Origin of the sequence: Streptomyces sp. NPDC051561 (assembly GCF_044454195.1) — a bacterium.
In the GTDB taxonomy this organism is placed as follows: domain Bacteria; phylum Actinomycetota; class Actinomycetes; order Streptomycetales; family Streptomycetaceae; genus Streptomyces.
This window is the reverse complement of record NZ_JBITDM010000042.1, coordinates 1-24,059: the sequence shown is the minus strand read 5'-3', so window position 1 is coordinate 24,059 and position 24,059 is coordinate 1. Positions and strand designations below refer to the sequence as shown.

Annotated in this window: 21 protein-coding genes; 17 read left to right on the top strand and 4 right to left on the bottom strand. The window is 70.5% G+C overall.

What is annotated here, in order from left to right; translation table 11 throughout:
* Window positions 1-19 precede the first annotated feature (19 nt).
* On the bottom strand, window positions 20-1,039 hold the full coding sequence (locus tag ACIA73_RS40615) for a hypothetical protein (protein WP_399444052.1): 1,020 nt from the start codon (window positions 1,037-1,039) through the stop codon (window positions 20-22).
* Window positions 1,040-1,594: 555 nt separating this feature from the next.
* Between ACIA73_RS40615 and ACIA73_RS40610 the strand changes: the two genes are divergently transcribed.
* From ACIA73_RS40610 to ACIA73_RS40585, 6 genes are all read left to right on the top strand, one after another.
* Entirely contained in the window at window positions 1,595-2,341 is a 747-nt protein-coding gene (locus ACIA73_RS40610; protein ID WP_399444044.1) for a class E sortase, read from the top strand.
* A gap of 146 nt (window positions 2,342-2,487) precedes the next feature.
* Window positions 2,488-2,643, top strand: a complete 156-nt coding sequence (locus ACIA73_RS40605; protein WP_399444043.1) for a DUF3311 domain-containing protein — start codon at window positions 2,488-2,490, stop codon at window positions 2,641-2,643.
* A complete protein-coding gene (locus ACIA73_RS40600) occupies window positions 2,640-4,154 on the top strand; it encodes a sodium:solute symporter (RefSeq protein ID WP_399444042.1) in 1,515 nt (504 codons plus the stop codon). The genes ACIA73_RS40605 and ACIA73_RS40600 overlap by 4 nt, the downstream gene beginning before the upstream one ends.
* A gap of 125 nt (window positions 4,155-4,279) precedes the next feature.
* Window positions 4,280-4,552, top strand: a complete 273-nt coding sequence (locus ACIA73_RS40595; RefSeq protein ID WP_399444051.1) for a DUF6412 domain-containing protein — start codon at window positions 4,280-4,282, stop codon at window positions 4,550-4,552.
* 125 nt (window positions 4,553-4,677) lie between these two features.
* Complete coding sequence (locus ACIA73_RS40590; protein WP_399444041.1) at window positions 4,678-5,478, top strand: YidC/Oxa1 family membrane protein insertase; 801 nt, start codon at window positions 4,678-4,680, stop codon at window positions 5,476-5,478.
* A 125-nt stretch (window positions 5,479-5,603) separates the two neighbouring features.
* Window positions 5,604-6,464 (top strand): fumarylacetoacetate hydrolase family protein, encoded by an 861-nt coding sequence (locus ACIA73_RS40585; protein ID WP_399444040.1) that lies wholly within the window; start codon window positions 5,604-5,606, stop codon window positions 6,462-6,464.
* 142 nt (window positions 6,465-6,606) lie between these two features.
* On the opposite strand, the gene ACIA73_RS40580 is transcribed toward ACIA73_RS40585, so the two are convergent.
* Window positions 6,607-7,713: a Gfo/Idh/MocA family oxidoreductase gene (locus tag ACIA73_RS40580; protein ID WP_399444039.1), complete on the bottom strand. Its 1,107-nt coding sequence runs from the start codon at window positions 7,711-7,713 to the stop codon at window positions 6,607-6,609.
* A gap of 387 nt (window positions 7,714-8,100) precedes the next feature.
* On the opposite strand from ACIA73_RS40580, the gene ACIA73_RS40575 reads away from it, so the two are divergent.
* From ACIA73_RS40575 to ACIA73_RS40530, 10 genes are all read left to right on the top strand, one after another.
* Window positions 8,101-9,243 (top strand): hypothetical protein, encoded by a 1,143-nt coding sequence (locus ACIA73_RS40575; RefSeq protein WP_399444038.1) that lies wholly within the window; start codon window positions 8,101-8,103, stop codon window positions 9,241-9,243.
* Window positions 9,244-9,413: 170 nt separating this feature from the next.
* Window positions 9,414-10,178 carry a GntR family transcriptional regulator gene (locus ACIA73_RS40570; RefSeq protein ID WP_399444037.1) on the top strand — a complete coding sequence of 255 codons (765 nt, stop codon included), beginning with the start codon at window positions 9,414-9,416 and terminating at the stop codon, window positions 10,176-10,178.
* Between the two features lie 136 nt (window positions 10,179-10,314).
* Window positions 10,315-11,436: a TIGR03364 family FAD-dependent oxidoreductase gene (locus ACIA73_RS40565; protein WP_399444036.1), complete on the top strand. Its 1,122-nt coding sequence runs from the start codon at window positions 10,315-10,317 to the stop codon at window positions 11,434-11,436.
* An 8-nt stretch (window positions 11,437-11,444) separates the two neighbouring features.
* Window positions 11,445-12,167, top strand: a complete 723-nt coding sequence (locus tag ACIA73_RS40560; protein WP_399444034.1) for a phosphonatase-like hydrolase — start codon at window positions 11,445-11,447, stop codon at window positions 12,165-12,167.
* Window positions 12,164-13,246 (top strand): ABC transporter ATP-binding protein, encoded by a 1,083-nt coding sequence (locus ACIA73_RS40555; RefSeq protein ID WP_399444033.1) that lies wholly within the window; start codon window positions 12,164-12,166, stop codon window positions 13,244-13,246. Before ACIA73_RS40560 ends, ACIA73_RS40555 begins: the two co-directional genes overlap by 4 nt.
* Window positions 13,239-14,111, top strand: a complete 873-nt coding sequence (locus ACIA73_RS40550) for a 2-aminoethylphosphonate ABC transporter permease subunit (protein WP_399444032.1) — start codon at window positions 13,239-13,241, stop codon at window positions 14,109-14,111. The genes ACIA73_RS40555 and ACIA73_RS40550 overlap by 8 nt, the downstream gene beginning before the upstream one ends.
* The gene (locus ACIA73_RS40545; RefSeq protein ID WP_399444031.1) at window positions 14,098-14,895 is read left to right on the top strand and encodes an ABC transporter permease; all 798 of its coding nucleotides are present in this window, start codon (window positions 14,098-14,100) and stop codon (window positions 14,893-14,895) included. Before ACIA73_RS40550 ends, ACIA73_RS40545 begins: the two co-directional genes overlap by 14 nt.
* Before the next feature lie 45 nt (window positions 14,896-14,940).
* The gene (locus ACIA73_RS40540) at window positions 14,941-16,011 is read left to right on the top strand and encodes a 2-aminoethylphosphonate ABC transporter substrate-binding protein (protein WP_399444030.1); all 1,071 of its coding nucleotides are present in this window, start codon (window positions 14,941-14,943) and stop codon (window positions 16,009-16,011) included.
* A 133-nt stretch (window positions 16,012-16,144) separates the two neighbouring features.
* Window positions 16,145-17,890: a TerD family protein gene (locus ACIA73_RS40535; RefSeq protein WP_399444029.1), complete on the top strand. Its 1,746-nt coding sequence runs from the start codon at window positions 16,145-16,147 to the stop codon at window positions 17,888-17,890.
* A 332-nt stretch (window positions 17,891-18,222) separates the two neighbouring features.
* On the top strand, window positions 18,223-18,882 hold the full coding sequence (locus ACIA73_RS40530) for a DUF4158 domain-containing protein (protein WP_399444028.1): 660 nt from the start codon (window positions 18,223-18,225) through the stop codon (window positions 18,880-18,882).
* Window positions 18,883-18,899: 17 nt separating this feature from the next.
* Here the strand turns inward: ACIA73_RS40530 and ACIA73_RS40525 are convergent, their stop codons facing one another.
* Window positions 18,900-19,394: a site-specific integrase gene (locus ACIA73_RS40525; RefSeq protein ID WP_399444027.1), complete on the bottom strand. Its 495-nt coding sequence runs from the start codon at window positions 19,392-19,394 to the stop codon at window positions 18,900-18,902.
* A complete protein-coding gene (locus tag ACIA73_RS40520) occupies window positions 19,378-20,274 on the bottom strand; it encodes a recombinase family protein (protein WP_399444026.1) in 897 nt (298 codons plus the stop codon). Before ACIA73_RS40520 ends, ACIA73_RS40525 begins: the two co-directional genes overlap by 17 nt.
* A 146-nt stretch (window positions 20,275-20,420) precedes the next feature.
* Here ACIA73_RS40520 and ACIA73_RS40515 point away from each other — a divergent pair, with 146 nt between their 5' ends.
* Window positions 20,421-23,555: a Tn3 family transposase gene (locus ACIA73_RS40515; protein ID WP_399444025.1), complete on the top strand. Its 3,135-nt coding sequence runs from the start codon at window positions 20,421-20,423 to the stop codon at window positions 23,553-23,555.
* Window positions 23,556-24,059 lie beyond the last annotated feature (504 nt).

Below are 24,059 nucleotides of genomic sequence, written 5' to 3'. Positions count from 1 at the left end.
CCGGGCTGCAACTGCGTGTCTACGCCCCTCCGTGACACTCCCGATAGGCCGTCCCCGACCCGCACCAGCACCCCGCCGACGCCAGCGGCGGCCAAGCCGTAGCCCGGCCCCTGGCTGCCAGGGTCGTCGCGTACTCCACCAGGAGCGACGGGGAGTCCGGTGAAGTCCGCTCCGAGGCTGCGAAGGCTTCGTAGGAGGGGATGGAGCCGGTGACGACGCCGAGGTTGGGGGTGCCCGTTGCCGCCAGTTCGCGGAGGGAGGACTCGACGGTGGTGAGGTGCTCCGGGTGGGTGGCCGGGTATTCGGCGGCCAAGGTGGGGTGGGCGGAGAGGAGTTCGGTGTACTCGGCGGCCGGCCAGTGGAGGAGGGCTACCGGGAAGGGGCGGGAGAGGGCGGCGCGGTAGGAGCCCAACTCGGCCTGGAGGCGGGTGATTTCGGCGCGGAGTTCGGTGGGGTCGGAGGAGCCGAGGGCCCAGAGGCGTTTGGGGTCGTGGAGTTCGTCGAGGGGGACGGGGCCCGGGTTGACGGTGTCCGCGAGGGCGTCCCAGCTGTCGTGGGCCTTGCCCAGCATGCGGCGTACGCGGTGGCGGCCGGTGAGGAGGGGGCGGGTGGCGTACGGGACTTCGGGATCGGAGGGGGAGATGAGGAGGGTGAGGGCGGTGGTGTAGGTGTCGTGGGAGAGGGGGAGCTCGTCGTGGTTTTCGAGGGCCTCGGCGATGACGGTCCAGGGCTGGGCGGTGCGCGGGGCGGAGGTGCGGATTCCGTCGATGATGGCGCGGGCCTCGGCCTCGTGGCCGTACTCCCAGAGGTTGGCGGCCTTGAGGGCCTTGATGAGGTGGGGGTCCTCCGGGGCGGGGGGGGCGGAGGTGAGGAGCTGGTCGTAGAGGGTGGCGGCTCGGGCTCGGTCGCCGGCGAGTTCGAGGTGGGCCGCTGCTTGGAGGAGGAGGGGTTCTTGGTCCTCCGGGTACTGCGCCGCGGTGCGCAGCAGACGCTCGGCTTCGGTCGTGTGGTCGGCGGGCGAAGGCGTGTCGGGGCGCATGGGGGACACCGTACTGCCGTACGGGGCATGGGTGAGAGGGTGCGGGACCTCGGGGTGGAGGTGGGTGGAGGCGGTCGTGCGCGCGGGGGGTGTGGTGGGGCGGTGCATGGGGGGAGCGTTCCCCGGCGACGGGGTGGTGGAACGTCCCGAACGCCCGAGTTGGGGTGGGAAGGGGGGTGGGTGCGGGGAAGGGGGTGGGGTCGTGGCGGGTGGGGTCGTGGCGGGGAACGGGTGTCGTGGGGATGGTGAGTTGGTGGGCTTGGGCTTAGGGTGCGCGCCGTGTTGAGGCCGCGGAGTGGGTGGAGCAGGTGGGGCGGGCAGGCCGCGGTGCGCGCGCGGCTGCGGGTTCGCCGGTGGTACGGGGGTGGGGTCGTCCGGGGCTGGGGGCGGTCCCGGGGGTGGTGGGGGCAGGGGTACGGGGGTGGGGGTGGGCGTCCGCCTGCGTGGTGGGGGCGGGGCCGGAGGCAACGGTCCGGGCGGGTGTCGACCGGGGTCCGGAGGACCGGGGCGGCCGCCGGGTTGTGGGTGGGGGCCGAGGTGGTGGTGACGTGTGGGGTGGTGTTGCTGATGTTGGTGGTGCATCAGCTGTGGTGGACGAATCGGGAGGCGAAGGGTGGGGCGGAGGAGACGGTTCAGGCGTTGGTGAGGGAGTGGGGGGAGGGGGAGGAGGGAGGAGAGGTGGCGGGGAGGCAGGGAGGGGCTGAGGTGGGGGTGGGGGAGACGGAGGGCGGGGCGGGGGTGGAGCCGGAGGTGGGGGAGACGGCCGGTTCGGAGCCGGTGGGGGAAGGGGCGCGGCCGCCGAGGGGGAGTGGTGGGGTGGGGAAGGTGCGGAAGGTGGGGCCGCCGCGGTGGGACCAGGCGTATGCGGTGATGCGGATTCCGAAGGTGGGGGTGGTGGCGCCGGTGGCCCAGGGGGTGGGGAAGCGAGGGGTGCTGGACAAGGGGTATATCGGGCATTACCCGGGAACCGCGCAGCCGGGGCAGCCGGGGAACTTCGCCGTGGCCGGGCATCGGAATACGCATGGGGAGCCGTTCCGGTACATCAATCGGCTGGGGAAGGGCGACGAGGTGGAGGTGGAAACGCGGGACGCCGTCTATACGTATGTGGTGAGCGGGGGTGTGGCGCAGACGTCGGAGCGGGATGTGGCGGTCATCGGGGACGTACCGCGCAGTGAGGTGAAGCCGGGGCTCGGGTACCGGGAGCCGGGGTACTACCTGACGCTCACTACCTGTACGCCCGAGTTCACCTCGAAATATCGGCTGGTGGTGTGGGGGAAGTTGGCGCGGATGCGGCCGAGGTAGCGGGTTGCGGAGGGTCGTAGGGGGCTAGGGTCGCGGGCGTGCCAAGTGATTCCAGTGGGTCTCCTGATGTGCCCGACTCTCATGTGCCCGGTGGGTCCCGCAGGGCTCATGTGCTCAGGCGGCGGCCGCAGTTGTTGTGGCTGCTTGTGCCGTATGTCCTGTATCTGGGTGTCCTGCCGCTGGTGAACCGGGTGCAGCCCGTCGTGTTCGGGATGCCGTTCCTGTTCGTGTGGCTGCTCGGGGCGACGCTGCTGACGCCGGTGTGCGTGTGGATGACCTGGCGGGGGGATCACCGGCGATGAGTTCCGCGGTGGTGGCCACGTCCATCTTCGGTGTGTTCATGGTGGGGACGGTGGCGCTCGGGCTGCTCGCGATGCGCGGGCGCGGGGGCGGCGGCGGGGGGCTCGCCGAGTGGTCGGTGGGTGGGCGGAGCCTGGGGGCCGTCTTCATCTGGGTGCTGATGGCGGGCGAGGGATATACGAGTTTCAGCTATCTCGGGGCCGCGGGGTGGGGGTACAACTACGGGGCGCCGGTGCTGTACGTCGTCGCGTACATGTCCTGCGGTTACGCGGTGGGATATGTGGTCGGGCCGATGCTGTGGGCGTACGCGCGCAAGCATTCCTTGGTCGGGATTACCGACATGGTGGCGCACCGGTACGGGAAGAAGTGGCTCGGGGCGGTGGTCGCGGTGCTGGCTTCGGTGTTTCTGCTGCCGTACATCCAGTTGCAGATCACCGGTATGGGTGTGGTCGTTTCGACGATTTCGTACGGGGCGATCAGTCTCAACTGGGCTTATTTCATCGGCTTTGCGGTGACGGTGGGATTTGTGGTGGTGAGCGGGCTCAGGGGGAGTGCCTGGGTTTCCGTGCTGAAGGACGGGATGGTGATTCTGACTCTGGGGTTCCTGGCCGTCTACGTACCACTGCATTACTTCGGGGGGTACGAGCCGTTCCTCGACAAGGTGGTGGCGGAGAAGCAGGACTGGCTGACGTTTCCGGGGCACGGGGACAGTGGGTTCGGGCAGTTGTGGTTCATTACGACGTCGTTCCTGAATTCACTGACCGTGGTGATTTTCCCGACGACGGTGGCCGGATATCTCGGGGCCAGGTCGGCGGACGGGCTGCGGCGGAACGCGATGTGGCTGCCGGCGTACAACGTGCTGCTCTTCGTTCCGATGCTGCTGGGGATCGCGGCGCTGTTCGTGGTGCCCGGACTGGTCGGCGCGGATTCGAACCTGGCGCTGTTCAAGCTGGTGGTGGACTCGCTGCCGGCGTGGGTGGTGGGGGTGATCGGGGTGGCGGCGGCGCTGTCGTCGATCGTGCCGATGGCGGTGTTCATGCTGGTCATCGGGACCATGTGGGGGCGCAGTGTGCTCGGTCTTGTGCCGAGGTGGCGGGGGCGGGAGAAGCTGGCGTCGCAGGTGGTGGTCGTGGTCGCGGGGGCGCTCGCGCTGGTGCTCACGTACACGGCGCCCAACACCCTCGTACGGCTGTCGCTGATCTCGTACGAAGGGATGGCGCAGCTCCTCCCGATGGTGCTGCTGGGGCTGCTGTGGCGGAAGCTGACGCTCGCGGGGGCGGTGAGCGGGCTCGTGGTGGGGGTGGCGGCGGTGTGCGCGCTGGTGTTCAGCGGTCACGACCCGGTCGGGGGGATGAATGCGGGAATCGTGGCGCTCGCACTCAACCTTCTGGTCGCGCTGGCCGTCTCCTTCAGTGGGCCGCGTGCGCGCGACCCGCGGCCCGATGAGGAAGTGCTGGCCCGTGATCCCCTGGGGGACCCACTGGCCAAGGACGAGGCGGCCGTGGCAGGCTGAGGTGACTCACGGCGTGTGCCGTGAGCGCGCGGACGTACGGTTGAGTGCCGTGGGCGAGTGAGGACGAGGGTGGAGGTGGGACGGGCGTGATCAAGAACGTCAGGCGGGCGCGCTATGCGCTGCTGATGCTCTTCCTGCTGGCCCAGGTCCTCTTCGACCTCGGCGGATTCGGCTTCGCCGGTGCCGTCGCGCTGGCCGCCACCGCCACGGTCGGGGCCGCGCTCATCGCCTGTGCGGTGATGGCCGGGCGCAGTGCGCCCCTCGTGCCGCGGACCAAGGTGCGGACCGCGATCCGCGACCGGGAGCGGCGGACCGCCTTCCTGGCACAGCGTGATCCCGATGCGGCGGGCAGGCCCCGTCCGCGAGCCCCGGGGCGTCTTGCTCCGACGGCCGCGTAGGGGAGAAACACCTCGTAGCTTTTCCTCGCAGGAGCCCCTCGTGGGTCGTCATACCGATGCGTTTTCAGTTGCGGAAACTGACCTCATTCCTCGGTACGACGAGACCCCCGGAGGGCTCTTTCGTTATGTATTCCCTTTTCGCTTCCCTTGTCGAGACGCTGGCCGGAGTGCTTTCCCCGGTGTTCGCCGCCTCCGCGACCGCTGCCGCCATCATCGCGTTCACGATGCTCGTACGTATTGCCCTCCATCCCCTCGCCAGGGCTGCCGTACGCGGGGAAAAGGCGCGGCGGAAGCTGGCGCCGCAACTTGCCGTCGTGCGGAAGAAGTACGCGAAGAATCCGGAGCGGATGCAGAAGGAGATTCTGGCGCTGCACGCGAAGGAGGGGACTTCGATGTTCGCCGGAATGCTGCCGATGCTGGCTCAGTTGCCGATCTTCTTCGTGATGTATCACGTGTTTTCGTCGGCGAAGGTGGGAGGCGAGAGCAATGAGCTGCTCGGGCACACGCTGTTTGCCGCGCCGCTCGGTTCGCGGTGGACGGACGCGCTTGCGGACGGGGGGCTCTTCGGGCCTCGCGGGCTGGTTTACGCAGGGCTTTTCCTGGTGATCGCGGCGGTTGCCTCGTGGTCCTTCGTACGGGCGCGGAAGCAGGCGGCCGGGGCGGAATTGCCGGAACTGCCGGGGGTCGGGGCGGGGGCCGGGGCCTCGATGGTGAAGTGGATGCCGTTGCTGTCGTTCGGGACGCTGATCACGGCGGCGGTGGTGCCGTTGGCGGCCGGACTCTACGTCGCCACGACGACCGCGTGGACCGTCGCCGAACGGGCCTGGCTGCACCGCGAGAAGCCCGCCGAGGGGCCGGAATGGGCGGTACGGGCGCGGCGCCGGGCAGTCCAGTCGGTGAACGCGGTCTTGCGCAGCGCGCGCTGACCTTGGAGGATCGAACAATTCTCCGGTGGCCGGGCCGCATCGCACGGATCGCGCAGCTTGCACAGAGTGCGCGGATCTCAGCGAGGGCCGGGTTGGGCGCGACCTTCGACCACGAGGAGACGACTATGAAGCTGCTGCGTGTAGGTACCGCAGGGGCCGAGCGGCCTGCCCTGCTCGACGAGGACGGCACAACGCTGCGGGATCTGTCCGGGCTGGTCGGCGACGTCGACGGCGAGCTGCTGGCGGACACGGCTGCCCTGGAGCGGGTGCGGGAGGCGGCGCGGGCCGGGACCCTGCCGGTGCTGGACGCGGCCGGGCTGCGGGTCGGGGCGCCGCTCGGGCGGATCGGGAAGATCGTCTGTGTCGGGCTGAACTATCACGACCACGCGGCGGAGACCGGCCAGGCGATCCCGGCGGAGCCGATCCTGTTCTTCAAGGCGCCGGACACGGTCGTCGGGGCGTACGACACGGTCTTGGTGCCGCGGGGGAGCGTGAAGACGGACTGGGAGGTCGAGCTGGCCGTCGTGATCGGGCGGACGGCGCGATACCTGGACAGCGCGGAGGAGGGGCTGGCGTGCGTCGCCGGGTACGCGACCTCGCACGACGTCTCCGAGCGGGAGTGGCAGATCGAGCGCGGCGGCACCTGGGACAAGGGCAAGAACTGCGAGACGTTCAACCCGCTGGGGCCGTGGCTGGTGACGGCGGACGAGGTGCCGGATCCGCAGGCGCTGGGGGTGCGGCTCTGGGTCAACGGGGAGTTGAAGCAGGACGGGACCACGGCTGAGCAGATCTTCGGGGTGGGGGAGGTGGTGCGGTATGTGTCGCAGTTCATGGTGCTTCGTCCCGGGGATGTGATCAATACCGGGACGCCGGCGGGGGTGGCGATGGGGCAGCCGGAGCCGAAGCCGTATCTGCGGGCGGGGGATGTGGTGGAGCTGGAGGTCGAGGGGCTGGGGAGGCAGCGGCAGGAGCTGAAGGGGGCGTAGGGGGAGGGGTGGGGGGGGGGGGGGGGGGGGGGGGGGGGGGGGCGCCCGCGCCGGCGGGGGGGGGGGGGGGGGGGGGGGGGGGGGGCCCCCGGGGGGGGCCCCACCCATGCCCGCCCGTTCCGGCTCCGTCGGCTGTGGTCGGCTACCGCCCCAGGTGGACGGTTACGCCCTCGGCCGCAGACCGTCGGGCCGCTTCCAGGACGTCGAGGGCGGCGGCTGCCTGCAAGGCGGTGACGGGGGGTTCGGAGTGGGTGCGGAGGGAGTCGGCGATGGCCGCGTAGTAGGCGGGGTAGTCGCCGGGGAGGGTCGGGACGGGGGTGCCGCCGCCCGTGAGGGGGGACTCGCCGGAGCCGAGGCGGCCCCACATTTCCTTGGGCTCCTCGCCCCAGGCGGTGCCCGGTGAAGGGCGGTGGCCGTCGCGGAGGGCGGCCTCCTGGGGGTCGAGGCCGTACTTGACGTACCCCGCGCGGGAGCCCAGGACGCGGAATCGGGGGCCGAGCTGGGCGGTGGTGGCGCTGACGTAGAGGTGGGAGCGGACGCCGCTCGCGTGGGTGAGTGCGAGGAAGGTGTCGTCGTCGGCCGCGGCGCCCGGGCGGCGTACGTCCGACTCCGCGTACACCTGGGTCACCGGCCCGAAGAGGGTCAGCGCCTGGTCGACGACGTGGCTGCCCAGGTCGTAGAGCAGACCACCGATCTCGGCCGGGTCGCCGGACTCCCGCCAGCCACCCTTGGGCTGCGGGCGCCACCGCTCGAAACGGGACTCGAAACGCTGTACGTCGCCGAGCTCGCCGTCCGCGAGGAGCGCGCGCAGGGTGAGGAAGTCGTTGTCCCAGCGGCGGTTCTGGAAGACGGAGAGCAGGAGGCCGCGGGAAGTGGCGAGGGCGGCCAGCTCGCGGGCCTCGGCCGCCGTACCGGCCACCGGCTTGTCGACGACGACCGGCAGGCCCGCTTCCAGGGCGGCCCTGGCGAGCGCGACATGGGTCTTGTTGGGGGAGGCGATGACCACCAGGTCCAGCTCGCCGGCCCGGCCCCACAGTTCCTCGGCGTCGGCGGCGAAACGTACCTCCGGGAACTCGGCCAGCGCCTGCTCCCTGCGCTCCGGGTTCGAGGTGACCACCGTGTCCAGGACCAGTCCCTCGGTCGCCGCGATCATCGGCGCGTGGAAGACGGATCCGGCCAGGCCGTAGCCGATCAGGGCGACCCGGAGGGGAGTGGAGGCGGACGGGGGCGGAGTAGCTGTGGGCGTCATGGTTTCCACTTAAACAATGCAGGTGGGGAAGTGCAAAAGAGGCGCCGGGCGGAGGCGGGGGAGCGGGCGGAGTGGTCCTGGCGGCCGGGGCGCAGGGCGGATCGGACGGTACGTGGGGAGGGGGCGGGGCGGCGGGTGGACTGGCCGGTGGGGAGGCCGAGTTGGGTCGGGGAGGCGTCCGGGGTGGGTGTGTGCGGCGCTGCACGCCTGCTGGGAACGCCTGAAGCTGGGCTGATGGAGGGGACTTCGGGTGCCGTTCGGCCGTACGTGGCCGTGGCGCGGTTCCGGCCGTCGGTCCGCATGGCAGGGTCACGGACCATGGCTCGCGGTGAGAGCCCCGGGTCCGTCGTTCCCGCCCCCGCCCCCTGCGCTCTGGAAGGCCAACTCATGCGACTGCGCAGTGCACTTGTGCTGGGACTGACCGCCGTGACCCTCGTGCCGGCGCCGGGTGCGGTGGCGGCGGGTGCGGCCGCCGAGGGACTGCTGGGGTCGCGGATCTGCGCGGTGGCGCCGCTGCTGGGGAGCGGCCACGGGCAGGACCTGTCGGGGTGCGGTGGCGAGGCGGGCTCCACGGGCGGAGTGACGGAAGCCGTTACGGGGGCGAGTGGGGCCGGTACGGATGCGGGCGCGAGACGTATGGGCGCGGGACGTACGGGCGCGAACCCGTCCGGTACGAAAGCGAGCCCGGCCGGATCACCCGCCACCCCCCACCACCTCCCCCAGGAGGCCACCACCCCCCGCCGCGTCCAGGCCGCAACCAACGCCACCCCCGCTGCTCTCGGCGCCCCCGCCGACCCCTCCGCCGACCAGCAGCAGCCCTCCTGCGGGGACCCCGGCAGTGCCGACTTCCCCCTGGACACCGGGATCCACGGCGGCCCGTACACCTACCAGCCCGGCGGCGACAGCGGCGAGTGGTACGTCGACCTCACCAACACCACCGGCGCCGCCTGTCGCGACATCCACCCGGTGCTCGTCCTCGTCGACAAGAAACGCAGCCTCCAGGCCGGCCAGCTCCGGGCCGAGTTCCAGGACGCCGGCACCGGCACCTGGCACCCGGTCCCCTTCGTACGCACCGACAGGGACGAACTCATCGGTGTCTTCGCCGAAGAGCTCCCCGGCTTCACAGTCGGGGCCGGCAGCACCCTGCCCGTGAAGGTCCGCCTCGGGTTCACCGAGGCGGCCGGGGCCAATACCGTGACCGCCAACACCGCCGTCGTGCAGCGCAAGGCCGACGACGGCGAATGGGTCGGCGAGTCCGGGGACTACCGGTTCGCCATCGACCCCGACCTCCCCACCGAGGGCCCCGTGGACGCCGCGGACGAGGGGAATCCCAGGGGCGCCGGGGACACCGGGGACGCCGGGAACTCCGCGGACCGCGACTACGCGGAGGGCGCCGGAAGCCCTGCCGAGCTGGCGCGGTCGGGTCCGGGCCCCCTGCTCGGGCTCGGGAGCACCGCCGTCGCCTGCCTCCTCGGCGGCGGCGCCCTCGTGGTGAGCTCCCGACGGATGTGTACCCCGCCGAAGCGGTGAGCAGCACCACACCATCGCAGCGCACGTCGGAGCAGCAGCTCGCCCGCCTTCCCGAAGCGGTGCCCGCGCCGACCCGGACGGTCACCGGCGGCGCGGGCACCGCCGCGTTCCGGACAGGATCAGTGGTACGGGCGGGTCAGCCCCCGCCGCCATCTGCGACGATCCCTGTCGTGGACTACCCGAACACGCACCACCAGGACCCCGGCGCGCCCGTCCGGTCCGGCATCCCGGAGCACGGACGTATCCCCAAGTACTACGCCGTGAAGGCCCATCTCGCCGAGTTGGTGGGCGAGTTGGCGGAGGGGCAGCCGCTGCCCACCGAACGTGACCTCGCGCTGCGGTACGAGGTCGCCCGTGACACCGTCCGCCAGGCGCTGCGCGAACTGCTCCTGGAGGGGAGGGTGCGGCGGCAGGGGCGGGGGACCGTGGCCGCGGGGCCGAAGCTCGAACAGCCCCTGGCGTTGGCCAGTTATACAGAGGGAGTACGCCGGCAGGGCAGGCGGCCGGGGCGCAATCTGATCGGCCTGGAGCGCTTCGCGTGCCCGGAGCGGCTCGCGCCCGAGGTCGGGGTCGAGCCCGGTGAGCCGGTCTGGCACCTGGAGCGGGTGCTGCTCGCGGACAACGAGCGGGTGGGGCTGGAGAGTTGCTACGTCGCCGTGGAGCGGGTGCCCCGGCTGGATGTCGATTTCAAGCCCGACTCGTCGTTCTACGCGTATCTGCGCGAGGAGTGCGGGACGGCGCTCGGGCGGGCGGGGGAGCGGATCGAGACGGTGCTGGCGACCCCGCGCGAGGCACTGCTGATCGGGACGCCGCCCGCGCTGCCGATGCTGCTGATGCACCGGTGGTCGCTGGATGTGGCGGGGCGGCCGCTGGAGCGGGTGCGGATGCTGTTCCGGGGGGACAGGTTCAGCTTCACGACGCAGCTCAATACGTAGCGGGCGTACGGGGAGGCGGCACGGCCCGGTGTGATAACGGGAACGTAACGGGTCTGGTCCATCTTTGGGAGGCTGTTCACCGCGCCGTTGCCGTACGGATCCGGCACGGTCATGCGCCGCGACCAACGTGGCCGCCGTGAGAGTCATAGTGGTGGGAGCCGGCGTGGTGGGAACCATGCACGCCTGGCACGCAGTGGAACGCGGCCACGAGGTCGTACAGATCGAGCGCGAGAGCGAGGCGCGCGGCGCGAGCCTGCGCAACTTCGGTCAGATATGGGTCAGCGGCCGGGCGGGCGGCGAGGAACTCGACACCGCCCTGCGAGCCCGCGAGTTGTGGGAGGGCATCGGCGCCCGGATTCCCGGGCTGGGCTTCCGGGCGAACGGGTCACTGACTCCCGTCTGCACCGATCTCGAACTCGCCGTGGCGGAAGGTGTGTTGGGGCGTGACGACGCTGCGGCCCGTGGCTACAAGCTGCTGACGGCCGAGGAGGCGCGGACGGTCAACCCGGCCCTGCGCGGGGACTTCCTCGGTGCGCTGCACTGCGAGCGGGATGCGGCCGTCGAGCCTCGTACGGCCCAACTGGCCCTCAAGAAAGCCCTGTTGGAGTCCGGCCGGTATACCTTCCTCGGCGGGCGAGAGGTCCGCGAGGTCGTGGGCGAGGGCGCGGTGCGGGACGACCACGGCGACGTACACCGTGGTGATCACGTCGTGCTGTGTACGGGGGCGTGGCTGGGCGGCCTGGTGCGTGAGCTGGCGCCGGAGCTACCGGTGCGGCGGGTGCGGTTGCAGATGATGCAGACCGAGCCGCTGGGCGAGACCCTCACCACCTCGGTCGCCGACGGCGACAGCTTCCGCTACTACCCGGCCTACGCGGGTCAGGCGCTGGACGCCCTCAACGCCGGGCAGGACCAGACCCCCACCGCCGCCGCCCACAAGATGCAACTGCTGATGGTGCAGCGGCGCGACGGGGGACTCACCATCGGCGACACCCACGAGTACGAGCACCCGTTCCGCTTCGATGTGGACGAGGAGCCGTACGAGCACGTCCAGGCCGTGGCGGAGAGCTTCCTGGGGCGTCCGCTTCCGAAGGTCCGGCGGCGCTGGGCCGGGGTGTACGCGCAGTGCACCGACAAGAGCCGGGTGGTGCACCGGGAGCAGGTGCAGGGCGGCGTATGGCTGGTGACCGGGCCCGGCGGACGCGGGATGACCTGCTCGCCTGCCATCGCCGAGAAGACCGCGAACGAATTGGGCTGGTGACCGCAATCATGAGCAACTCCCGCAGCAACACCCACAGCAACAACAACCGCATCGACCTCGTCGTCCTCGACATGGCGGGCACCACCGTCGCCGACGGCGGCCTCGTCGAGCAGGCCTTCGCGGCCGCCGCCGAGCGTCTCGGTGTCGAGCCCGGGTCCGCCGACTTCGACACCAAGCTGGACTACGTCCGCAGGACCATGGGCGAGTCCAAGATCTCCGTCTTCCGGCACCTCTTCGGCGACGAGGAACTCGCCCGGCGGGCCAACGCGGCCTTCGAGGAGGCGTACGGGGAGCTGGTCGACGGGGGCAGGATCGCCGAGATCCCCGGCGCCCGCGCGGCCATCGAGAAGCTGCACGGCCAGGGCCGTACCGTCGTCCTGACCACAGGTTTCGCCCGGGTGACCCAGGACGCCATCCTGGCCGCGCTCGGCTGGCAGGACCTGGTCGGGCTCACCCTCTGCCCGGCCGACGCGGGTGGCCGGGGCCGCCCCTACCCGGACATGGTGCTCGCCGCCTTCCTGCGCACCGGCGCGGTCGCGGGCGTCCAGGACGTGGCGGTGCTCGGCGACACCTCGTACGACATGCTCAGCGGTGTCCGTGCCGGGGCGGGCGTGGTCGGCGGCGTACTGACCGGTGCCCACGGCCGCGACGACCTGCTCGCCCACGGCGCCACCCACGTACTCGACTCGGTGACCGAACTGCCCGCGCTGCTCGCGGAGCTGGGGCGATGAGCAGCGGCATACGCTTCGACAAGGTCACCGTCGCGTACGGCAAGAACGTCGTCCTGGACTCCCTCGACCTGACCGTCGAACCCGGCGAGGTGATGGCCCTCCTCGGCCCCTCGGGATCCGGCAAGACCACCGCCCTGCGGGCCGTCGCGGGCTTCGTCCAGCCCGTCTCCGGGCGCGTCCTCATCGGCGAACGCGACATCACCGCCCTGCCCCCGTACCGGCGCGGCATCGGCATGGTCGTCCAGCAGTACGCCCTCTTCCCGCACCTCAGGGTCGAGGACAACGTCGCCTTCGGCCTCAAGGCGCAGAAGGTGAGCAAGGCCGAGATACCCGGCCGGGTCGCCGAAGCCCTGGAAATGACCGGGATGGCGTCCTACGCGGCCCGCTACCCCCGCGAACTCTCCGGCGGCCAGCAGCAGCGCGTCGCCATCGCACGCGCACTGGCCATCCGCCCGAACGTCCTGCTCCTCGACGAGCCCCTCTCCGCCCTCGACGCCCAGCTCCGCTCCGGCATGCTCGCCGAACTGGCCCGCCTGCACCGCGAGTTGCCCGAGGTCTCCATCCTCTACGTCACCCACGACCAGGTCGAAGCCCTCACCCTCGCCGACCGGATCGCCGTGATGGACAAGGCCCGCCTCCAGGACTGCGGCACGCCGCAGGACCTCTACCGCAGGCCGCGCACCGAGTTCACCGCGTCCTTCGTCGGCAACGCCAACCTCCTCCCGGTGCAGGTGGGTTCGGGCTCGGTGACCCTTCGCTCCACCGTCCTGAAGGTGAACACCGAGGGCGTCGCACCCGGCGCGTCCGCCACCCTCTGCGTCCGCCCCCACCTGGTCGGCCTCGGCGAGGACGGGCCCAACGCGCTGCGCGGCACGCTCGTGGAGGTGCAGTGGCGCGGTTCGACCCACCGGCTGTACGTCGACATCGCCGGCCACCGGGTCAAGGCCGACGTACGCGAACTGCGCGAGACGCCCGCACTCGGCGAGGACGTCACCCTGCACTTCGCACCCGAGGACGCGGTGCTGCTCGGCGCCCGCGTCGGCGAGACCGAGGTTCTGGCGGGGGCCCTTGATGGCTAGCGCCACGCTGAGTCCGGCCCTCGCGAAGGGTGCCAAGTCCCCGCGCGGTGTGCCCCGTTGGGTGTGGGCGCTGCCGCCCGTGGCCGTTCTCGCGCTGGTCTTCCTCTACCCCCTGGCCCTCGTCGTCCAGCAGTCGTTCACCACCGACGCCGGGGTCGTCTCCACCGAGCCGTACGCCGATGTCTTCGCCTCCGAAGCGTTCCGCGAGGCACTCACCACGACCGTGCTGCTGGCGGTCGGCGCGACCGTCGGGTGCCTGGTGCTGGGCTTCGTACTCGCCCTGATCATCGCCTTCGTGCCGTTCCCCGGTGGGAAGGCGGTCGCCAAGTTCATCGACGTCTTCCTCTCCTTCCCCTCCTTCCTCATCACCCTCGCCCTGCTCTTCGTCTACGGCACGGTCGGCATGGCCAACGGGGTCTGGACCGACCTCACCGGGGCGGCGGAAGGTCCCTTCCACTTCCTCACCACCCCCTGGGGCGTGCTCCTCGCGGAGATCACCTACTTCACGCCCTTCGTGATGCGGCCGCTGCTCGCCGCGTTCTCCCAACTGGACACCGCACAGCTGGAAGTGGCGTCCTCGCTCGGCGCGCGCACCGGCCGGATCGTACGGCAGGTGATCCTCCCCGAGTCGCTGCCCGCGCTCGCCGCCGGCGGTTCCCTCGTCCTCGTGATGTGCCTCAACGAGTTCGGCATCGTCCTGTTCACCGGCGCCAAGGGCGTCACCACGCTGCCGATGCTCGTCTACAGCAAGGCGATCCTGGAGTCGGACTACACCGCCGCCTGCGTGGTCGCCGTCATCAACGTCCTGATCTCCGTGGGCCTCTACAGCCTCTACCGGGTGGTGAGCCGTCGTGTTGGTGCATAGCCGCACCGGGAGATGGGCCGCCCGGGCCCTCTTCCTGATCCTCTTCCTGCCGCTCTTCGCGCTGCCGATGCTGGTGATCCTCGCGGCCTCGTTCTCCACCCACTGGTCGGGGGCCTTCCCCTCGGGTGCCACCGCGCAGAACTACGGCGCGGCCGTACGCGGCGAATCGCTCCAGGCACTCACCACCAGCCTGGTCACCGCCGTCACCGCCAGCGTCCTGGCACTCGTCCTCGGCAGCTGGGCCGCCCTCGCCGCCGCCGCCCTGCGCAAGCGCGGCAAACAGGTCCTCGACGCCCTCTTCATGCTGCCCGTCGCCGTGCCCTCGGTCGTCGTCGGCCTGGCCGTCCTGGTCGCCTTCTCCCAGCCGCCGTTCCTCCTCAACGGCACCCGCTGGATCGTCATCCTGGCGCACACCATTCTTGTCACCGCGTTCGCCCACCAGTCGGTTTCGGCCGCGATCGTACGACTCGACCCGATGTACGAGCAGGCTGCGGCCTCCCTCGGCGCCAGGCCCGCGTACGTACTCCTGCGCGTCAAGCTCCCCCTCCTCCTGCCGTCCCTCAACGCGGCGGCCGGCCTCTGCTTCGCCCTGTCCATGGGCGAGCTGAGCGCCACGATGATGCTCTACCCACCGGACTGGATGCCGCTGCCGGTGCAGATCTTCACCGCCACCGACCGGGGCTCCCTCTTCACCGGCTCGGCTGTCGCGGTGGTCCTGATGGGCACCACCCTGCTCGTCCTCCTCGCGGTCTCCCGCATCCGCACCAAAGCGTCCTACCGCTGACCCCGCACTCCTCCCCGGCACACCTCTCAGGAGATACGAATCGCCATGCGCAACCGCCACCTGCTCAAGCCGATCGCCGCCGTCACCGGAAGCCTCGCCCTCGCCGCCTCCCTCAGCGCCTGCGGCGGAGCCTCCGCCGACACCGCCGCCGAGAAGATCGTCACCGTCTACAGCGCCGACGGCCTCAAGGGCGAGAAGGGCGACGGCTGGTACGACAAGGTCTTCAAGGACTTCGAGGCCAAGACGGGCATCAAGGTGAAGTACGTGGAGGGCGGCTCCGGCGAGATGGTGCAGCGGGCCGTCCGCGAGAAGTCCAACACCCAGGCCGACGTCATCGTCACCCTGCCCCCCTTCATCCAGCAGGCCGACTCCAAGGGCCTGCTCCAGAAGTACGAACCGGCCGGCTCCGACAAGGTCAACGGCGCCGACAAGTCCGCCGACGGCACGTGGACCTCCGTCGTCAACAACTACTTCGGCTTCATCAAGAACAAGAAGGAACTCCCCGGCGACACCCCCAAGACCTGGGAAGACCTCCTGGACGCCAAGTTCAAGGGCAAGCTCCAGTACTCCACCCCGGGCGTCGCGGGCGACGGCACCGCCGTCGTCATCAAGGCCATGCACGACTTCGGCGGCAAGGACCCCGCCATGGCCTACCTGAAGAAGCTCCAGGCCAACAACGTCGGCCCGTCCTCCTCCACCTCCAAGCTGGCCCCCAAGGTGGACAAGGGCGAGATCCTCGTCGCCAACGGCGACGTCCAGATGAACTTCGCCCAGTCCAAGTCCGCCCCCAACCTGGGCATCTGGTTCCCCGCCAAAACCGGCGCCAGGCCCACCACCTTCGCCCTCCCCTACGCCGCCGGCCTCGTCACCAAGGCCCCCCACACCGAGAACGGCAAGAAGCTCCTCGACTTCATGCTCACCGAGGGCGCCCAGAAGGACGTCAGCCCCATCGGCGGCGGCTTCCCCTCCCGCACCGACGTCAAGCCCACCGACGCCAACGCCATCGAACTCACCAAGGTCATCGACGGCGTCGAGATCTTCGAACCCGACTGGTCCGACATCGACAAGAACCTGAAGGACTACGTGGAGGCGTGGAAGGCGGCGACGGGTAGCTGAGACCCGGCGGTGCGGTGACGGGGGAGGCGGCGGTACCGCCCGGACATGAGCCGAACCGCCCCTCCTGGGGGAGGAAAGTGCCCAATTTCCGGAACCGGTTGAAGGGCGCTGGTGAGCCGGGTCAGAATCCCTCATGACCCACGCCACCCCCGCCGCTTCCTCCTCCCTGATACCCGATGTCCCGGAGTACGCCCACGACTGGGCGCTCGTCGACGTGGAGACCTCCGGGCTGGTGGCGCGGCGGGACCGGGTGCTGTCCGTCGCGGTGATCACGGTCGGGCCCGACGGGCGGCAGACCGGCGAGTTCTCCACGCTGATCGACCCGGGACCGGACTGCGACCCCGGCCCCGTCGAGGTGCACGGGCTGACCCGGGAGCGGCTGCGCGGGGCGCCGTCCTTCGCCGAGGTGGCCGGGCGGATCGGCGCGATGCTCCAGGACCGGGTGCTGGTCGCGCACAACGCCCAGTTCGACTACGACTTCCTGGCCCACGAGTTCGCCAGGTCACGCCTGTGGCTGCCGGTCGCCCAACGGCTGTGCACCCTCGCCCTCAACCGCCGGGTCGACCCGCCCACCGCCGACCTCAAGCTCGGCACCCTCGCCGCCCACTACGGAGTGGTGCAGCGCGCGGCACACGACGCACTCGACGACACCCGGGTGCTGGCCGGGATCCTGCGCGCCACTCTGCACGAGGCCGGACGGCTCGACCTTCCGCTGCCCCTGGTGGCGTGCCCGCCCCGGCAGGACGTACGGTTCGCACCGAAACCGCCGAAGACCCCCTGTGCGTACCGCAATCCGGGGAGGTTCGTGCCGGCGGTGGAATCGCCCTTCGTCGAACCGCTGGTGGCGCCGACCGTCCTCACCGACGGTCAGGACGAAGGGGTACGGGAGGCCCCCGGCGCCCCTGGCCGGCCGGACGCGTCCGTGACCCCGGTGGTGCCCGAAACCCCCGCCACGCCGCCTGTCCTGGCAGGAGTGCCCGTCCCCCGTACCCCCGTCGAAGACGCTCCGGCACCGACGGCCGCACCCGGTCCCACCGCAACCCCCGCCGCCCCTGCCCGCCGCTCCCGGCCCCGCGCCACCGGGCCCCTCGCCGGCCGGCGCGTGCTGGTGCTCGGCGGTACGCACCCCGAGGCGTCCGCCGCCAGGGCCCGGGCGGTGGAACTCGGCGCCGCCGCCGCGGTGAACCTCTCCGCGAGCGTCACCGATGTGGTCCTGCTCCCCGGCAGCGACAAGGACCGGCGAATGCGCCGGATCACCGAACTCGTCCTGCCCACCCATCCCGCGCACTGGCTCGACGCCCCCGTGCTCGACACGGCCGCGACACCCGCCGACGTGAGGGAAGGCCCGCAGGTGCTGCCCAGAGGCGGCGTCGTCGACCTCAACGACCGCGCGGTGAACGGGGGTTGGCAGGTCACCGCCGCGTGGGGGCAGCTGTCCACCTGTGAGATCGACCTGGTCGCCCTCCTCGTCGACGAGGAGGACCAGGTCTCCTCGGACGAGAACTTCGTCTTCTTCAGCGCCCCGGAATCCCCGGACGGAACGGTGCGGCTGCTCACCGACGGCCCCACCGAACAGTCCGTCGTCGTGGACACCGCCGCCCTGCCCACCGCCGTGCGAAAGGTGGTGATCGCCGCCGCGATCGACGGCGCCGCCACCTTCGGCGAGGTCGGCGCGATCCAGTTCACCGTCGGCCCCGGCGACGGCACCGCCCCGCTGGCCCAGGCCGCCCTCGACGCCGCCACCACCGAACGCACCATGCTGGTCGCGGAGATCTACCGGCGGGGACCAGTCTGGCGGTGCCGTGCGGTCGGGCAGGGGTACGACCACGGGCTGGCCGAACTGGCACGGAACCACGGGGTCGACGTCGCGGACGACTGATGAGGTCCGGGGCCGGGGGAAGCGCACCGTAGGGAAGCCGCTCTGCAGGCTCCGGGGCGCCGCTGGTCGGCCTGCTGTTCGCCGGGACGCAGGTGCCGACGCGGCGCCTCTCGTGTCCGGCGGCCGACTCCAGGTGGGGTCCAGCCAAGGTGAGCCCAAAAGGGGCAGTGGGATGATCTTGAAGGCGTGAGCCGCGTTCCGGGCTTACCACCGGGTCCTTGGCCCTGTCCCGGGTTCTGCTGTTCCGGTCCTCCCTCGGTGCTGACGCCGCGATGATCCCGCGCGGGTGCGTACGGCGCTCCCGGCAGGGCTGGGCATCAAGTGGGGTGGGGATGACTTCGATCGAGCGGACCGCGTACCCGCGGTTCAAGCGGCTGATCACCGCGCGTGAGCTGCATGTGTTCTTCACGCCCTCCGAGGAGGAGCGGGCCTGGGTGGAGGAGGCCGCGGACTCCAACGAGCACCAGTTGGCGCTGCTGCTGTCGTTGAAGTCGTACCAGCGGATGGGCTGCTTCCCGAAGGCGCACGACGTGCCAAACCAGGTGATGGAGTTCGTGCGCAGGGCGGCGGAGCTGCCGGAGGACACCCTGCCGGTGTACGGCTCGGAGCGGACGGCCAAGAGCCAGCGGAGCATGGTCCGTCAGCGGTGCGGGATGCGCTACGACGGGCCGGGGGCCCGGGCGCTGGCCGAGGAGACGATGCGGATCGAGGCGGCGTCGAAGAACAACCCGGCGGACCTGATCAACATCGCGCTGGAGAAGCTGGTGGAGGCCGGGCTGGAGATCCCCCGGTTCTCGACGCTGGACGCGATGGCCTCCACGGTGCGGGCCCGGGTGAACGAGGAGATCCTGGCTGGCATCCGGGAGCGGATGACCGAGGAGGAGCGGGCCGGGCTGCTGAGGCTGGTCAACGTCGTCGGCCTGGACGGCAAGTCGCCGTTCAAGGGGTGTGACCGAGATACGCACCAAAGGGGCAACGGGATGATCTTGTAGCCCTGATCCGCTCGGATCTACGTGCGGCGACGTGCAGCGGGGTCGCGTTCGGCGACGTGCCGAGCGACCGAGTCGACGCCAGGCCGTGCGTATCTCTCCAGGGAACGGACGGAGGCGTGGCGGGAGCGAGCCAGCAGCATCGGGGTGGAGGTGCCGTCTTCCGCGTCGTGCGTGAGGGCACTGTGCCGTAGCCGGTGAAGCGTCCAGCCGTCCAGATCCTCGATGTCGTCGGGCGAGGCGAGGGGGTTGGCCAGTAGCCGGGTGTTCTCCTCGAAGATCTCCTCAGCGCGACGGTAGGAGAGCCGGGCCCGGCCGGTCTCCGGGCACACGTCGAGCGTCGGTGTTCCGGCCGGCGCCTTGCGGTCGGTGAGGAACAGCGGGCCGCGGGTGCGGCGGGCGATGAGGCGGGGCAGGAGCTGGGCGGTGCCGGGGTAGCGCCGAGGTAAGCCAAAAAGCCGCCAGTACTTGATCTTGGTGGGTGTGGCGCTCGGACGTTCAGCGCAGGCTGGCAACCGGGAGCGCGTTGACGCGGTTCTCGTACTCGCGGCGGGCCTTGCGTTGGGCTGGGATCGCCGTGGTGCCGTCGAGGGGCTGGCAGCGGTCGAGGAGTTGGCGGTGCACCGCGATCACGGCAGTGACGCGAAGGGTGTAGCCCTGGCCGCGCCGTACGGTCACGCCCTGGTCGAGCACGGCGCGCTCGGCGGGCGCAAGATCGGCGGCACGGAGGAAGTCGGCGACCTTGCCCGGCATGTCGAGGACCACCGACAGCTCCGGGGCCGGGGTGCCCGCGTCGACGACCGTGTACTCGGGCAGCAGGTCCGCGATGGTGGTGCGGATGGCGCCGCGGCTGACGTTGTGCTCGCGGGCGAGGGCCGCGATGGACCGGCCTTCCAGGTACGCGGTGCGCACGGCCTCGGTCGTCCCGGCCGGGACGGCAGGGCGTCGCCCGCCCTTGTTGCCCTTGGCCTCGGCGGCCCGCAGCCCGTCGTACGTCAGCTCGCGCTGGAGGTCGCGCTGGAGTTCGCCGGCGGCGACCAGGGTCTGCACCATGAACTTCACGGTGGACAGGAGCTCTCCGGTGCGCGGGTGGCGGGCGGTGAGGTCCATCGAGGAGAACGCGCCGTCGTGGATGCGCAGGGCGAGGCGGTCGCGGTGCAGACGTTCGAGCACGTCAAGGATGTGCTGGGTGCCGCGTACGAGACGGAACATTTCGGAGATGTGCACCGTGTCGCTCGGCCGCGCGTAGGTCAGCAGCTCGGCGAACTTCGGTCGCTCCAGGGGGTGGAGGCGGCTGGAGGTCCCGGCCTCCTCTTCGAAGTCGACCGGGTCCTCGATCCCGGCCTCGGCCAAGACGAGGTTCTGGCGGTCGGTCGACTGCTGGTCGGTCGACACCCGCTTGTAGACCGGCCTTTGGGACCAACGGAACAGCCATTAGCGCTAAGCACTTGATCTTGGTCGTCTAGCACACATGATCGGCGCGTCGGGAGCGTTCGGCGGAAGGTGCACGCTCGCTCGCCGCGGCTGATTACGTCCGCGATATGCCCGTGGAATTTTTGACTGATGAGCAGGCCACCGCGTTCGGATCGTTCGCGGATGAGCCGACGAGACCTGAGCTGGAACGGTTCTTCTTCCTTGATGACGAGGACCGGAAGCTGATCGCGAAGCGGCGTGGTGATCACAGTCGCCTCGGCTTCGCCCTCCAGATGTGCACGGTGAGGTACATCGGGTTGTTCCTGGAGGACCCCTTGGCCGTGCCGTGGCCGGTGGTGGAGCACCTGGCCGCGCAGCTGGAGATCGAGGATGCCTCTCAGATCAAGCGGTACACCGAGCGGCAGATGACGGCGTACGAGCACGCGTGGGAGATACGTGAGGCGTACGGCTACCACCCGTACGAGGACCACGCTCAGGGCCGGAAGTTCCGGTCGTTCCTGCACGGGCGGGCCTGGACGGCGCACGCGGAGGGGCCGAAGGCCCTATTCGATCATTCGGTGGGCTGGCTTCGCCGCAACCGGGTGCTGCTGCCGGGGGTGAGCGTGCTGGCCCGGGAGGTCGCCGAGGTCCGCAGGATCACGGAGGAGCGGCTGCACACCACGGTCGCCAAGGAGGTCCGGCGGGCGGACGCGGCGCTGCCTGGAGACTTGGTGGCCACGCTGAAGGCGCCGGAGGGCAAGCGGTATTCGGAGCTGGAGCGGATGCGCCGGCCGCCGACGCGGACCACCGGCACCGCGATGAAGAGCGCGTTACAGCGGGTCGAGGACATCGCCGCCTTCCAGCTGGGGCGGGTGAAGCTGGACAAAATCCCGCCGAACCGGCTGTCCGCGCTGGCCCGGTACGGACTGGGCACCAAGGCGGCGAAGCTGGAACGGACCCCGGAGCCCAAGCGCACGGCGATGCTCACCGCGGTGATGCGCCACCTGGAGGCGAAGGCGATCGACGACGCCCTGGACCTGTTCGAGATCCTGATGGCCACCCGGTTGATCAGCGCCGCGAAGCGGTCCACGGACAAGGAGCGCCTGTCGACGCTGCCGCAGTTGGAGAAGGCGTCGCGGCTGGTGGCGAGGGCGGCGGCCGTGTTCATCGAGGAGCTGGAGCTCATCGAGCAGACCGGCTGCGATGTGGACGTGGCCGCGCTGTGGGCAGCGCTGGAGGAGGTCGCGCCCCGGGCCGCGCTGTCCAGCGCGGCGAGCGTGGTGGTGAGCCTGGTGCCGGAGGACGACAACACGGCCCAGACCGCGCTGCGGAGCGCGCTGGCGCTGCGCTACAACACCGTCAAGCCGTTCCTGTCCTTGCTGGGTGAGTCGAAGGCGTTGGACGCCGCGCCCGCCGGCAGGCGAATTCTGACCGGGGTGCAGCGGCTCCCGGCGCTGTCGCGGAGGAAGGTGAGTGAGAAGCCTTTGCTGCCGCGTGAGGTCGACGAGAAGCTGGTGCCGGCGCACTGGCGCAAGGCGGTGTACGCGAACGCGGACCTGCCTCAGGGGGCGGTGGACCGCGACGCGTACGTGGTGTGCGTGCTGGAACAGCTCTTCGGAGCCCTGCGGCGCCGCGACGTCTTCGCCTCGCCCTCGCATCGCTGGTCCGACCCGCGGGCCCGCCTGCTGGCGGGCAAGGGGTGGGACGCGGTGCGCGAGGACGTCCTGGCGGGTCTGAGCCTGGACGAGGACGCGGAGCGGCACCTGCGGGAACTGGTCGACGTGCTGGACGCGACGTGGAAGCAGATGGCTGAGCGGCTGGAGGAGGCCGGCCCGGACGCGAAGATCAGCATCGAGGTGCAGGCAGGCGGGCGGGCGAAGCTGAACGTGGAGAAGCTCCACGCGCTCGGTGAGCCGAAGTCGCTGAAGTGGCTGCGTGAGCGCGTCGAGAAGATGCTGCCGAAGATCGACCTGCCGGACCTGTTGTTCGAGGTGAACGGCTGGACGGGGTTCCTGGACGCCTTCGTGCACCTGGGCGACGGCAGGACCCGCATGAAGGACCTGGCGAGGTCGATGGTCGCGTTGCTGGTCTCGGAAGCGTGCAACATCGGTATGACGCCGGTCATCAACCCGGGCTACGAGGCACTGACCCGCTCCCGGCTGGTCCACGTCGACCAGTACTACCTGCGGGCCGACACCATCGCCGCGGCGAACGCGGCCCTGATCGAGGCTCAGGCCCGGGTGCCGATCGTGCAGTTCTGGGGTAAGGGCCTGCTGGCCTCCGTCGACGGCCTGCGCTTCGTCGTGCCCACGCGGACCATCAACGCCGCGCCCTCGCCGAAGTACTTCGCGAAGAAGAAGGGCATCACCTGGCTGAACGCGATCAATGACCAGGTGATCGGCATCGGGCAGATGGTGGTTCCCGGCACCCCGCGTGATTCCCTGTTCATCCTGGACGCGCTGCTGAACCTGGACGGCGGGGTGAAGCCGGAGATGGTCGCCACCGACAACGCCTCCTACTCCGACATGGTGTTCGGCATCTTCAAGATGCTCGGCTACCGGTTCTCCCCGCGCTTCAAGGACCTGGAGGACCAGCGGTTCTGGAAGGCCCAGATGCCCGGTGCCGAGGCGGCGGGTGGGTACGGGCCGCTGGAGGCCATCGCCCGCAACAAGGTGAACGTGAAGAAGGTGATCACGCACTGGCCGGACATGCTGCGGGTGGCCGGCTCCCTGGTCACCAACCAGGTCAGGGCGTACGACCTGCTGCGGATGTTCGGCCGCGAAGGCCACCCCACGCCCTTGGGGCAGGCGTTCGCCGAGTACGGGCGGATCGCCAAGACCCTGCACCTGCTCGCCGTCGTCGACCCCATGGACGACACCTACCGGCGCCAGATGCACAAGCAGCTCACCGTCCAGGAGTCCCGCCACAAGCTGGCCCGCGAGATCTGCCACGGCAAGAAGGGCACCATCCACCAGGCGTACCGGGAGGGGATGGAAGATCAGCTGGGGTCGCTGGGTCTCGTTCTGAACGCCGTGGTGCTCTGGACGACCCGCTACATCGACGCCGCAGTTGACCAGCTCCGCGCCGAGGGGCACGAGATCCGTGACGAGGACGTGGCCCGGCTCTCCCCGCTCAAGCACAAGAATCTGAACGTCCTGGGCCGCTACAGCTTCACCGCCTCCCAGCCGGTCGACGGTCTGCGCCCGCTGCGTGACCCGGACGCCGTCCTTCTTGACGACGATGACGACGGCAACGACGAGTGAGAACCGGCGCGGGTGCGGTAATGGCTGGTATTGCGCGCAGCCGACCTGTCAGCGGTCGTCGACCTCTACGTTGTAGAGATTTCCCCGCGTCCCCGTCTCGTTCTCGGCCAGCTTCGTCAGCGCGACCGATCCCACGCGGTCGTTCATGTCGACGGTCTTGGGCGTGAGCTTGAAGAAGGTCTTGCCCTCGTGTTCGTGGTGCTGTGCGAGGCCACACGGCGCCCGCCGTCATCCCCGGTCACCTTGCTGAGGCTGGCGAACTTGCCGCCAGGGGCCATGACGAGGAGGTCGGCGGACTGCCGGAGCGTCCACTGGTCGCGCAGCCTGACCAGATACTGCTTCGTGTTGTTGTAGGCGGAGCGGCCCTTACGCGCGGGCTGCTCTCCCCTGGCCTTGTAGGTGAGAACTGGGCTCTGGCAGCGATCACGGGGAGCCGTCACGGTCGGTCACTGAAGCAGAATCAGCTTCCGGAGTAGTTCGAATTCGGCACGTCCATAGAGCTGC